The organism is Lysinibacillus sphaericus, from assembly GCF_005217585.1.
GTDB lineage: Bacteria > Bacillota > Bacilli > Bacillales_A > Planococcaceae > Lysinibacillus > Lysinibacillus sphaericus.
Map to the genome: position 1 here is coordinate 90199 of NZ_SZPT01000005.1, position 13197 is coordinate 103395.

Sequence of the window (13197 nt, forward strand, 5' to 3'; positions counted from 1 at the left end):
TATTCTCTTGTCACCACAAAATAAGTACACATTTCCAACATACCTATAGTACTAATTTCAACTAAACAAATTCTAAACAATTTTTAATTGAATGTATATATAACTATTTTAAATAAGTTGATTTCACCAAAAACCTTCATATAATCCTTTAGTATTATATCATTTTTGGTAAATTAATACATGCACTATTTTTCTAAATATAATTAACTAGATGCAAAGATGGCATTATTTCAAAAAAAGAAAAAATATCGTCACACTCCGATTGCTTAAAATAAAATGGCCTTTTCCTAATTGTTCACTTTTTCACGCACCTCTTTTTAACTGTATTAATAAAAGTCACATTGTAACACTGAACAATGTTAATAATTCACATTTAATATAATAAATACTTTCTTACTATTGTTATTTACACAAATATGTTCGTAAAAGACGGATTGGACATTGCCTTGAACGACGGATATTTTCCTTACATAAAAAAAGAGTATGTAAGTTTTCACTTACATACTCTTTGTAAAAGTTCATATTATTTAACTGGTACTACTGCGCCTTTCCATTCATCCAGAATGAAGTCTTGGATTTCTTTAGAAGTTAATACTTCTAATAATTTTTTAATTTCTGGTTTATTTTCATCTCCAGCACGTACTGCAATAATATTGACATATGGAGATTCTTTATCTTCTAAAGCAATCGCATCTTTGATTGGGTTTAAGCCATTATCGATTGCGTAGTTTGAGTTGATAAGGACTGCGTCGCCTTCTTCGTTTTCAAACATTTGAACAAGTAGTTCTGGTGCAGTATTCGCATCAAATTTAAAGTCTTTCGGATTATCTACAATATCTTTAATTTCAGCTGCAGTTTTATCGATACCATCTTTTAATTTAATTAAGCCTTTTGCCTCTAATAATGACAGCATACGACCATGGTCTGAAACAGAATTAGATAATAAGATTGTTGCACCTTTAGGAAGGTCTTCAAGAGATTTATATTTTTTAGAGTAAATACCGATTGGCTCGATGTGTACACCGCCAGCATTTACAAAATCATAGCCATTATCTTTAATTTGTAAATTTAAATAAGGGATATGTTGGAAATAGTTTGCATCAATTGTTCCAGAATCTAAATCTTGGTTTGGTAATACATAATCTTGGTATGTTTCGATTTCTAAGTCAATGCCTTCTTTAGCTAAAATCGGTTTTGCTTTTTCTAAAATAACTGCGTGAGGTGTGTTAGAAGCACCTATTTTTAATGTTACTTTTTCTTCAGTTTTTGCACTGTCGTCTGCCTTATCTCCAGTTGTTGAACCTGCTTCATCTTTGTTACCAGCACCACAAGCTGCTAAAGCTAGTACAAGTACTGATAAAAATAATCCTGCTAATAACTTCTTCATTTGTCTACACTCCCTTTATTTTGTTCAAACAATAATATGTTAGCGGTAAATAACCGGTATAACCTTTTTAACGTTTGTCTGTTTTCGAAGTAATCATATCGCCAATCCATTGGATAATAAATACGACTACTAAGATCAAAATAGTTGCCATTAATGTCACATCTTGGCGATTACGTTGGAAGCCATCTAAAAAGGCTAAGTTTCCTAGACCGCCAGCACCAATAATACCAGCCATTGCTGTATAGCCAACAAGGGCAACAGCCGTTACCGTAATCCCAGAAATAAGTGCTGGTAATGATTCTGGAATTAGTACTTTCCATATAATCGTGGACGTTTTAGCACCCATTGAGCGCGCTGCTTCTATAACGCCCTTATCAATTTCTCGTAGTGCAATTAATACCATTCGTGCATAGAATGGTGCTGCACCGATAATAAGTGCTGGTAAAGCTGCATCTGCTCCGCGGATTGTTCCAAGTAAAAACTTTGTAAACGGTATTAGTAAAATAATTAACACGATAAATGGTATCGAACGGAATATATTGACGATTGACCCCGTTAAAAAGTTTACGATTTTATTTGCCCATAATTGGTTCGGGCTCGTTAAAAAGAGGATAATACCAATGGCTAAACCAAGTATGAACGTGATGACCGTTGAGATAGTGGTCATATAAAGTGTTTCATATGTGGCAGACCACATTTTTTCCCAGTCGACATTCGGAAAGAGATTAGTTAGCATCTGCAATCACCTCCGTTTGTACTTCAACTGTATTCAAATAATTTAATGCAGCTGCTACATTTGTCTCTGAGCCATCAATTTGCACAACAAGTGTGCCGTATGCCCCGTTTTTAGTTTGTGAGATGTTACCATGAACAATACTAATTTCTACATCAAACTGCTTCACTAAATGCGATATTACGGGCTGCTCTGTTTTTTCTCCTACAAAGACAAGCTTGACCAATTGCCCTGTAGGGTAATTCGCTCTAAGCTGTGCAACAGTCTCCTGCGTTTCCTTCGTATCAGTAATTTGAGAGACGAATTTTTTTGTAATTGCCGCTTGAGGTGCTTGGAACACTTGCAATACTTCACCGCGCTCTACAATTTCTCCAGCTTCCATCACCGCCACACGATGACAAATTTTGCGAATAACATGCATTTCATGCGTAATTAACACAATGGTTAAGCCTAATCGTTCATTAATATCAACTAGTAAATCGAGAATTGCATCTGTAGTTTCTGGATCAAGTGCAGATGTAGCTTCGTCACATAACAAAACTTCTGGATTATTGGCAAGGGCTCGCGCTATACCAACCCGTTGCTTTTGACCACCTGATAGCTGTGAAGGATACGCTTTATCGCGACCTTCTAAGCCAACGAGTGCAATTAGTTCTTTCACGCGTGCTTCTCGCTCACGCTTAGAAACGCCTGCTATTTCTAGTGGAAAAGCAATGTTTTCTGCCACTGTTCGGGACCAAAGTAAGTTAAAATGTTGGAAAATCATACTTACCTTTTGTCTAGCATCACGGAGCTTTTGCCCCTTAATAGATGAAAATTCTTGATTATTGACCTTCACTGTACCTGTAGTAGGTTTTTCTAAACCGTTTAATAAACGAATCATCGTACTTTTACCAGCACCACTGTAGCCGATAATGCCAAAAATTTCACCTTTGTTAATCGAAAGATTTACATCTTTGACAGCAGTCAATTCGCCATTTGCGGTTTTGTATTTCTTCGTAATATTTTGAAGCTGTATCATAGCGAATACTCCTTTTCTCATATAGAAAACCCCTTCTCTCAAGACAAGTAGAAGGGGTCACGTACTTTATACGCTAAACCGTTCTCTCATCTTTCAAAGATAAATCTTTGGGTGATTTGGCACCTTTTCACAAATGTGATGGTTGCCGGGCTTCATAGGGCACGTCCCTCCGCCGCTCTTTATAAGAGTTCGATATATTTAATAGTTTTTTAATATATTTGTTACTTTACCACGCTAGCAAAGTTCAGTCAATTGGTTTTTTTAACAATTCGTATAAAAATGGTACGGATTGAAAGGCATAAATCTTTTCAATAACCTCTCCTCCATCGCTAACAAGTAAACAAGGTACACTTTCAATTTGAAAATCAAAAGCTATTTGTTCTAAAAAATTGATATTTGCCTTGCCTATTTTTACCTCTGGCAGTAACTGTTCAATGATATTCATCATTTTGGATGCAACGGCACAAGTTCCGCACATCGGTGTATATAAATAAAAGGCAGTTTTGTCTCCAGACTGTACAGCCGTTTCCCACTGCTCTTTTGACCATTCTTCCATGATTTCACGCAACCTTACAAAATATATTCATTATGGATTGAAAAATGAGCACGCAATAAAATAGTCGCTAGCACTTTCCTCGGTGTTGTTTCTACTTCTTTATATGTTGGCATTGTCCGTAAATGCTCGGCCTCTGGATAATGTCTATCCATTAATGCTCGTAGTTTATCGCCTGATGTATCCGCATCAAAAAATGTATAGAGCTCACAGCCCTCATATGGGTCGAGTAATTCTTCTAATTGATGCACACCAATTGTACCATTTGTACAAAGGATTGTAACATCTTCACTAAGAATAGGTTCTATTTGAAGCTTATCCGAACGGCCTTCCACGATTAAACATTTCCCTTCGAACATCACGCCACCCCCATTTAGACAGTTATCTACTACAGCATAACATTTGAATAACCGAATTTCATACTATTGCATCTCAACTTTTGGGCGTTTCCATTAATTCATTGCACTAGCAATTCCTAAGAATGCGCCGAAAAATTGTAGCATTATATAATAAAAAACGCCGGTAAATTTGCCGACGTTTTTCTATTACAGGCTTGTTTATTCTGCAATCAATTTTTCGTATTGCTCAGCTGTCATAAGGTTTTCAATCTCTGATGCATCAGCAGGCTCTACAACGATCATCCATGCTTTTTCATATGGTGATTCATTTACGAATTCTGGGCTATCTTCTAAGTCTGCATTTACTTCAACTACAGTACCTGAAATTGGTGCGTAAAGTTCAGAAACAGTTTTTACTGATTCTACGCTTCCGAATGGATCATCTGTTTTAATTTCGTCGCCAACTTGTGGAAGCTCAACGAAAACGATATCTCCTAGTTCTGATTGTGCGAAGTGAGAAATACCGATACGTACTTTACCATCTTCTAATTTTACCCATTCATGTTCTTCAGAGTAACGTAAGTCTTTAGGTGTGCTCATGCCAAAAACCCCTCCATAAATATGTAATATATTCACTATCAGTGTGCCATACTTCTTTCATAAAAACAAGGATAAAAGCAGTTATTTCCAAGCTTGCTCAAATTCTGTTTCTTTAAAACCTAACGTTACTTTTTTTCCATCTGTCACGATTGGTCGTTTAATTAGCATACCATCTGACGCAAGCAGTGTAAGTTGCTCATCTTCCGGCATTTCTGCCAATTTATCCTTCAATCCAAGTTCACGGTATTTCATGCCAGAAGTGTTAAAAAACTTCTTCAGTGGCAACCCGCTCGCTTGCCAATATTGCTTTAATTGTTCTTTCGTAGGTGCTTGTTCAACGATGTGTACCTCTTCGTATGAAACGCCATTGTCGTTTAACCACTTCTGTGCTTTTTTACAAGTTGTACATTTAGGATAATGGATAAATTGAATCATATTTGTAGGCTCCTCTACTATCATTTTCTGTAGTATACCATCATAACTAGTATGTGCCAAAATGAAACAATTATAATTGTTTGAGTGCCTGACACCAGTGGAATTCAGAATTGTTTCAGTGCCTGACACTTAAATCTATGCGTTCCCGCAGGAGTCTACGTGGATTATTACTTAGTGAGTCTTAAGACAAAGCTATAAATTGTGTGAGTGCCTGTCACCAAAACAGACACCAAAAAAGACTGTAGATTAAGGTATCTACAGTCTGTTCATAGCTAGTATTATACGATGAATTTTTCTGCTTCGATAAGTTTAACGGAAGCTTCACGTTTTTTAGCAATAAGGTTATAAGGATTGTTGCGAGTCAGTTTGCGAAGCGCTGACAATGTCATCCGTGCAGCATCTCCATCAGCTGAAGCAAGAATCGTATCCTTTGCCTCTTTCTCAATTTCTGCAAATGCTTCTTGGCAGAAAATTTGCGTGTAAAGTAATTTTTGTTGTGATTTTTCTGCACCCTCACGTGCAATCGCTTTTTCTGTACGTAACACAGCAGACTCCATAGCAAATAGTTGGTTTGCGATATTCGCGATATTTACCAATACTTCTTGCTCTTGGTCAAGCTTCGCACCGTAGCGTTGTGCTGCCATACCTGCTGCTAACACAGCGATTTTCTTAGCATTTTTTACAAGGTATTTTTCTTGTGCTAGTGGTTCTGTACCTACTTCTTCTGGCATCATCATCAGCAATTCTTGTTGTAAATTTTGTGCGACTTGCAATAATGGCAATTCGCCTTTTAATGCTTTTTTCATAAATGTGCCAGGCACAATCATGCGGTTAATTTCATTTGTTCCTTCGAAAATGCGGTTAATTCGAGAGTCGCGATAAATGCGCTCTACCTCATATTCTGCCATAAAGCCATAGCCACCATGTAATTGCACCGCTTCATCAGCAATATAATCCAATGTTTCTGACCCAAACACTTTCGCAATCGAACATTCAATTGCATATTCTGCAATTGCATTGGCAATGACTTTCCCTTGCTTTTGTTCTTCAGGGCTCAATTGACTTAGACGATCTTCAAATAATCCAACTGTACGATAATTTAATGATTCTGACGCATATAATTGAGACGCCATAGTCGATAGCTTTTCTTTTGTTAGGTTGAAATCAGAAAGCTTTGTTTTAAATTGTTGACGTTGGTTCGTATATTGAATCGCTAGCTCTAATGCACGTTTTGAGCCACCGATTGTACCGACACCTAATTTATAGCGACCGATATTTAAAATGTTAAAGGCAATGACGTGTCCACGACCTACTTCACCAAGCAGATTTTCAACAGGTACTTCTGCATCTTCAAGCACTAATGTACGAGTTGATGAAGATTTAATACCCATTTTCTTTTCTTCTGGCCCAACAGAAACACCGTTATATGCACGTTCTACGATAAATGCCGAGAATTTATCGCCATCGATTTTTGCATACACAACAAATACGTCAGCAAATCCAGCGTTTGTAATCCATTGTTTTTCACCATTCAAAACATAATGAGTACCAGCAGCATTTAGCTTGGCAGTCGTTTTAGCACCTAATGCATCGGAACCTGAACCTGGCTCTGTTAAAGCATAAGCTGCAATTAACTCACCTGAAGCAAGCTTTGGTAAATATTTTTGCTTTTGCTCTTCATTCCCGAAAAGCACGATCGGTAATGAACCAATCCCCACATGCGCACCATGTGTAATCGAGAAACCACCTGCTACAGACATTTTTTCTGCGATTAATGCTGAAGAAATTTTATCTAAACCAAGACCTTCATATTCTTCTGGTACATCCGCCGCTAATAGGCCTAGCTCACCAGCGGTTTTTAGTAAACGTACTGAATGTTCGAACTCATGATGTTCTAAGTTTTCAACGACAGGTAATACTTCATTCGCAACGTACTCTTCCGTTGTTTTGGCGATCATTTTTTGCTCGTCTGTAAAATCTTCAGGTGTAAATACGCGATCTAACGCCACATCCTCAATAATAAATCCGCCGCCTTTAATGATATCTGTAGTTTTTTCTGTCATGTCCAATTCCTCCTTATTTTTCGGTGCCAGGCACGCATACAATTCGCAATTCTTAAACAATTAATTTTTACACAACTTATAAAATTTCAAATACCCCAGCTGCGCCCATACCGCCGCCGATACACATTGTGACAACTCCATATTTTTTACCTTGACGTTTCAGCTCATGAATAAGTTTTAATGTTAAAATTGCACCGGTTGCGCCAAGTGGATGTCCTAATGCAATTGCGCCACCATTGACATTCACTTTCTCTTGGTCGATTCCTAAATGACGTACAACTTGTAAAGACTGCGAAGCAAATGCTTCGTTAATTTCCCACAAATCGATGTCCTCTATAGATAAACCGGCAATATCAAGTGCTTTCGGTACTGCAACGATTGGACCGATTCCCATCACTTCTGGAGGAACACCACCTACCGCAAAGCCTAAAAACTTCGCCATTGGTGTCATCCCTTGCTTTTCAGCTTCCTCTCGATCCATCACCAGAACTGCTGCTGCACCATCAGAAGTTTGCGAAGCGTTACCTGCTGTCACACTACCTTTTACATGAAAGGCAGGACGAAGTTTCGCTAAACCTTCTACAGATGTGCCAGGGCGGACCCCCTCATCCATACTGAAAGTAAATTTTTTCACCTGTAGTTTATTATTAGCATCCACATAATGTTGTTCTACTTCAATTGGGACGATTTCATCATTAAATTTACCTTCTTGAATTGCTTTTTCTGCAAGCACATGCGAGCGTACCGCAAATGCATCTTGATCTTCACGGCTAACATTATACTGTCGTGCGACTTCCTCTGCTGTATGTCCCATCCCCATATAATATTGAGGGGCTGTTTCTGCTAATGTTGGATTTAAGCGTGGTGTATTCCCTACCATTGGTACCATACTCATAGACTCAACACCGCCAGCAAGAATTGCCTTTGAATGACCAAGCATAATCCGTTCAGCTGCATACGCTATTGCCTGTAAACCCGATGAACAAAAACGATTAATAGTCAAAGCAGGTGTCGTATCCGGTAGCCCTGCAAGTGCACCAATGCTACGTGCAACATTCATACCTTGCTCTGCTTCAGGCATTGCACACCCTAAAATTAAGTCATCAATAGGCCCTTCATAGCCCGCTCTTTTCAATGTCTCTTTGACAACTGCTGCTCCAAAATCATCTGGTCTTACTGTTGCTAATGAACCTTTTTTCGCTTTTCCAATAGGAGTTCGTGCTCCTGCTACAATAACGGCTTCACGCATCGTCTAAATCCCCCTTTGTTTCATGTGCAAATATAGTCATCTATCTAATTAGTTACGAAGTGGTTTTCCCTTTAACAACATATGTTGCATTCTTTGCTGCGATAGTGGATCTGCTACTAGACTTAAGAATGCTTCACGTTCTAAGTTTAATAGATATTGTTCATCTACTAATGTGCCGTATGGTACTTTTCCACCTGCGATAACATACGCTAACTTCTTGGCAATTTTTAAATCATGTTCACTAATGAAGCCTGATTCAAACATCCCTTGAGCACCGATTAGTAACGTACCATAGCCTGATGCACCGACAACAGGAACTTTTGTTGGCACCGGTGGTTGGTAGCCTGCCTCATAGAGTGCCAAAGCAGCCTGCTTTGCATCATAAATTTGGTGATCTGCATTGACTGATATACCATCTGCAAAGTTTAGGAAATTATTGTCTCGTGCTTCCTCACCTGAAGTTGATACTTTCGCCATAGCAATTGTTTCAAATACTTTATTGGCAATCTGTTGATAATCTACTTCCACACCATGCGGTAAGCCTTTTAAGAATTTTTGGTAGAGTGCTTTGTTACCGCCACCCCCAGGAATTAAGCCAACACCGACTTCTACTAAGCCCATATAAGTTTCCATTGTCGCTTGGATATGTGCAGCAGGTAAGCATACTTCTGCGCCCCCACCTAATGTCATAGCGAACGGTGCAGCGACAACTGGTTTTCTTGAATATTTTATTTTTTGCATAGCATCTTGGAATGCTTTAATAACAAAATCCAGTTCGAAGATGTTATCATCCTGTGCTTCTACTAAAATCATGCCTAAGTTCGCTCCGACACAGAAGTTTTTACCTTGGTTTCCGATTACCAAGCCTTTATAATTTGCTTCTACTTCGTCTATTGCGTAGTTAATCATTTGAATAATATCTAAACCAATGGCATTGGATTGGGAATGGAACTCTAGTATCGCAATACCGTCACCCAAATCTATTAAGCTAGCACCGCTATTGGACTTAATAACACCATGTTTTTTCTTATAACGCTTTAAGTTAATTTCTTTCTCATTCACTGGAACTTTCACGTATTGTGAGCCATTATAATACGCTACGTCACCATCTATTTCTGAATAGAATGTAGTAAAGCCCTGCGCTAACATATCTTTCACAAATAGTGGAACTTCTCGACCTTCTGCCTCCATTTTCGCAACAGATTCTGTTACACCAATAGCATCCCAAATTTCAAATGGGCCTTGCTGCCAGCCGAATCCCCACTTCATGGCATTATCTATTGCGACGATATCATCAGCAATTTCACCATGTAACTGCGCAGAGTAAATTAGTGTAGGTGCAAAAATTCCCCATAAAAGCTCACCTGTACGATCTTTTGCGTATGTTAATGTCTTCACTTTGTTCGCTAGTCCGCGCGTTTGTTTCGCCATTTCAATCGAAGGTGTTTGTAATTTTTTAGCTGGACTATAAGCTAAAGTATGTGGGTCAATTTCTAAAATTTCTTTTCCTTGCTTTTGGAAGAAACCTTGACCAGACTTTGCACCTAGCCAGCCGTTCGTAACCATTTTTTGTAGGAACTCAGGTACTGCAAATACTTGCTGTTCCTCTCCTGTCGTTTGGTCATATACATTTTTTGCCACATGAATAAATGTATCTAAGCCAACAACATCTAATGTACGGAAGGTAGCTGATTTTGGGCGACCAATGAGTGGCCCTGTCACTGAATCTACCTCTCCGACTGAATAACCACCTTGCATCATTTGCTGTAAAGTGATTAACAGACCGTATGTGCCGATGCGATTGGCAATAAAGTTTGGTGTATCCTTAGCCAAGACAACACCTTTCCCAAGAATGTCCTCACCAAATTTTTTCATAAAGTCAACAACGTCTGGTGCAGTTGTCGTTGCTGGGATTACTTCAAGTAATTTTAAATAGCGTGGAGGGTTGAAGAAGTGTGTCCCTAAAAAATGTTGTTGGAAATCTTCTGAACGTCCTTCAGCCATCGCATTAATGCTAATGCCCGATGTATTAGAACTGATTATTGTACCTGGCGTACGAACAGCATCAATTTTTTCATACAGGCTTTGTTTAATCGCTAGATTTTCTACAACAACTTCAATTATCCAATCGACATCTTTCAGTTTGTCTAAATCGTCTTCAAAATTTCCCACCGTTAGAAGCGATAAATTTTTCTTAGAAGTAAGTGGTGCTGGTTTTTGCTTTAATAACTTTTGAAGAGCCCCATTTACAAAGCGGTTTCTTACAGCTGGATGTGCTAACGTAAGCCCCTTTGCTTCCTCCTCTTTCGTTAGTTCCTTCGGTGCAATGTCTAATAATAATGTTGGAATACCGATGTTTGCTAAATGTGCTGCAATTCCAGAACCCATTACCCCAGAACCTAGAACAGCCGCTTTTTTAATGTTGTAAGTCACAAGCAATTCCCCCTTATTCTCCCATTGAATGAATGACCATTCATTTTTTGGTCAAAAAAAATCAAAATTGTGCTTCGGCGTTTTTGCGCATAGATTTTGACACTGCTACTGGTTAAAACGGAAGTCGAAACGTCGTATAGCCTGAATGCGAAGTTTTCACACTAGCATCGCTCAAAATCTGAGACAGTCGCTAAACACTTATTTTCACTCAATTCACTTTCTTAAATTACGAGAAATGTCTTCCACTGAATGAAAATAAAACTACTTTTTCTGTTTTTAGTGTAGATTATTTTGTCTAAATTAGCAATCTTTTTTCTATAATTATTTTTGCGATATACAACTTTTTTTGTTTTTTACGAGCGAAAACAAGACAATAAGTAGCTTCCACATATCCCAAACAGATAACTTTCAGGTTGAAGAGAAAATGTGTAAAATGGAAAGCAAGGAGAGTGATTTACTAATGAAAACAATAACAACTGCAGAACAATTTAATGAGCTTATTTCTGGTGAACAAAAAGTACTTGTAAAATTTTATGCTGGATGGTGCCCAGATTGCACACGTATGAATATGTTCATCGACCCAATTATTGAAGAATACAACCAATTTGATTGGTATGAGCTTAACCGTGACGAGCTGCCAGAAATCGCTGATAAATACGATGTAATGGGTATTCCAAGTTTATTAATTTTCCAAAACGGTGAAAAATTAGCCCACTTACATAGTGCGAACGCTAAAACACCACAACAAGTTACGGAGTTTTTAGCTGCTCAACAATAATAAATCGTAACAAACGTAAAAATAGTATGCTAGGTATCCCTCGGCATACTATTTTTTCTTCTATATCAATCGAAAGCAAACACCTTATTAAAAACACGTAGATTATAAAGCGTTTTTTGGAAGGGAGATAATAATGAAACAGCATTTGTCATTACAAGGCACATCTCAATACGATGCATCCATCGCAGCTCATTATCGTAACTCTGCCTGTGGACCGACAACAGTCCATGTCATCCTAAAGTACTTTAATCCTTTAGCTCCATCGGTAAATGACCTTTACCAAATCCTAGGTAGCACCAAAGTTGGTTTGTTTAAATGGCGTTTAATTTCTAACCTTCGAAAGCTGTTACCAACATGGGATATACGCAATTGCACATTAAAAGAGGCGCTGCAAGAAATTGACGCAGGTCGCCCTGTGGCAATGCGCTTTGACCGTTATTTTAGCCTACGATGGTTTGATAAAAAATCGACCTTTGCCTACCATTGGGTACCACTTATTGGCTACGAAGTACAAGATGGTAAGCTATTGTTAATTTTCCACGATAACGGAGGAAACAATCGCGCCAGTCAAATCCGTAATGCTTCATTTCAACAAAATAAAAACGTATTACGCTTCGTTAAAATAGCACCTAACTAAGGGCATACAATGAACGTGCTTGCTTCGCAATAAGTGTAAAGCCACGTTCCTCTATTGCATTAATCGTCTGGTGCTCATAGTTTGGTACTGCTAAATGAGCAAAATCGGCTTCAATCGGTACATTCGTTTGTATCGTTGCAAGTTCATGTGATAACTTCAGCATATCCAGATTGTCTTTAATTTTGGTACGCTGACCAGGTTTTAAGTCCTCTAAGGAAGCAATCACATTATCAATCGAGCCATACATTTGAATAAGTGTCAGTGCCTGCTTAGGCCCAATTCCTTTAACTCCTGGGTAGCCATCACTCGTATCACCCATAAACGCTTTTACTTGCGCAAATTGAATTGGCTCTATACCATATTCTTCTTTAAAGCGTGTATGTGTATAAAGATCATATTCAGTGTAACCTTTTTTTGTAAAAGCAATTTGCGTTGTCGGTGTGAGCAATTGTAATAAATCCTTATCCCCACTAATAACTGTAATATCAGCTTCATCCTGCCACTTCGTAATCATCGAGCCGATTACATCATCCGCCTCCATACCGACAACGCCAAAATTTTGCCATCCGATATGTTGAGCTAAATTTTTAGCCATATCAAATTGAGGAAGCATTTCCTCTGGCGGTGCTGGACGGTTAGCTTTATAGCCATCATATAATTCATTGCGGAATGTTTGTGCCCCCATATCCCAGCAAACAGCTAAATGCGTTGGTTGCATAATAGATTGTGCCGTCAACACATGGCGCACAAATCCTTGCGCACCATTCGTTGGTGTGCCGTCCTTTAATCGAATAAAATGCCCCATTGCTGCTGATGCAAAAAAAGAACGAAATAATAACGCCATACCATCAACAATGAGTAATTTTGGTTTTGTAGTCATAATAAAAAATCCTCTCTTATCTATTATTCTATTATAACAGTTTAAGGTGTCAGGCACCCAAACAATTTAGATGTGCCTGTGGGAAGCTTC

The 13197-nt window shown here is 38.3% G+C and carries 13 protein-coding genes and 1 riboswitch; of the genes, 2 read left to right on the top strand and 11 right to left on the bottom strand.

Annotated elements, in window-relative coordinates; translation table 11 throughout:
• Nucleotides 1–523: 523 nt before the first annotated feature.
• From FC748_RS17885 to FC748_RS17930, 10 genes are all read right to left on the bottom strand, one after another.
• Nucleotides 524–1387: a MetQ/NlpA family ABC transporter substrate-binding protein gene (locus tag FC748_RS17885; RefSeq protein ID WP_025220414.1), complete on the bottom strand. Its 864-nt coding sequence runs from the start codon at nucleotides 1385–1387 to the stop codon at nucleotides 524–526.
• Nucleotides 1388–1454: 67 nt separating this feature from the next.
• Nucleotides 1455–2123, bottom strand: a complete 669-nt coding sequence (locus FC748_RS17890; protein ID WP_024362700.1) for a methionine ABC transporter permease — start codon at nucleotides 2121–2123, stop codon at nucleotides 1455–1457.
• Nucleotides 2113–3141 carry a methionine ABC transporter ATP-binding protein gene (locus tag FC748_RS17895; protein ID WP_108031001.1) on the bottom strand — a complete coding sequence of 343 codons (1029 nt, stop codon included), beginning with the start codon at nucleotides 3139–3141 and terminating at the stop codon, nucleotides 2113–2115. The genes FC748_RS17890 and FC748_RS17895 overlap by 11 nt, the downstream gene beginning before the upstream one ends.
• Before the next feature lie 83 nt (nucleotides 3142–3224).
• A riboswitch (SAM riboswitch) is annotated at nucleotides 3225–3329 on the bottom strand.
• 56 nt (nucleotides 3330–3385) lie between these two features.
• Nucleotides 3386–3697, bottom strand: a complete 312-nt coding sequence (locus FC748_RS17900; protein WP_024362698.1) for a thioredoxin family protein — start codon at nucleotides 3695–3697, stop codon at nucleotides 3386–3388.
• Nucleotides 3698–3711: 14 nt separating this feature from the next.
• Complete coding sequence (locus FC748_RS17905; protein ID WP_024362697.1) at nucleotides 3712–4053, bottom strand: toprim domain-containing protein; 342 nt, start codon at nucleotides 4051–4053, stop codon at nucleotides 3712–3714.
• Nucleotides 4054–4251: 198 nt separating this feature from the next.
• The gene (gcvH, locus tag FC748_RS17910) at nucleotides 4252–4632 is read right to left on the bottom strand and encodes a glycine cleavage system protein GcvH (protein WP_024362696.1); all 381 of its coding nucleotides are present in this window, start codon (nucleotides 4630–4632) and stop codon (nucleotides 4252–4254) included.
• 81 nt (nucleotides 4633–4713) lie between these two features.
• Nucleotides 4714–5067 carry an arsenate reductase family protein gene (locus tag FC748_RS17915; protein WP_025220417.1) on the bottom strand — a complete coding sequence of 118 codons (354 nt, stop codon included), beginning with the start codon at nucleotides 5065–5067 and terminating at the stop codon, nucleotides 4714–4716.
• Nucleotides 5068–5345: 278 nt separating this feature from the next.
• Nucleotides 5346–7130: an acyl-CoA dehydrogenase FadE gene (locus FC748_RS17920; RefSeq protein ID WP_024362694.1), complete on the bottom strand. Its 1785-nt coding sequence runs from the start codon at nucleotides 7128–7130 to the stop codon at nucleotides 5346–5348.
• 76 nt (nucleotides 7131–7206) lie between these two features.
• Entirely contained in the window at nucleotides 7207–8379 is a 1173-nt protein-coding gene (locus tag FC748_RS17925) for an acetyl-CoA C-acetyltransferase (protein WP_024362693.1), read from the bottom strand.
• 48 nt (nucleotides 8380–8427) lie between these two features.
• Nucleotides 8428–10812, bottom strand: a complete 2385-nt coding sequence (locus FC748_RS17930) for a 3-hydroxyacyl-CoA dehydrogenase/enoyl-CoA hydratase family protein (RefSeq protein ID WP_108031002.1) — start codon at nucleotides 10810–10812, stop codon at nucleotides 8428–8430.
• Between the two features lie 433 nt (nucleotides 10813–11245).
• Here FC748_RS17930 and FC748_RS17935 point away from each other — a divergent pair, with 433 nt between their 5' ends.
• Nucleotides 11246–11590 carry a thioredoxin family protein gene (locus FC748_RS17935; protein ID WP_081769927.1) on the top strand — a complete coding sequence of 115 codons (345 nt, stop codon included), beginning with the start codon at nucleotides 11246–11248 and terminating at the stop codon, nucleotides 11588–11590.
• Between the two features lie 133 nt (nucleotides 11591–11723).
• Entirely contained in the window at nucleotides 11724–12227 is a 504-nt protein-coding gene (locus FC748_RS17940) for a C39 family peptidase (protein WP_108031003.1), read from the top strand.
• Here the strand turns inward: FC748_RS17940 and FC748_RS17945 are convergent.
• Nucleotides 12220–13107, bottom strand: coding sequence for a 5'-3' exonuclease (locus FC748_RS17945; protein WP_025220421.1), 888 nt, complete (start codon nucleotides 13105–13107; stop codon nucleotides 12220–12222). The two genes, FC748_RS17940 and FC748_RS17945, sit on opposite strands and share 8 nt — an antisense overlap.
• Between the last annotated feature and the right edge of the window lie 90 nt (nucleotides 13108–13197).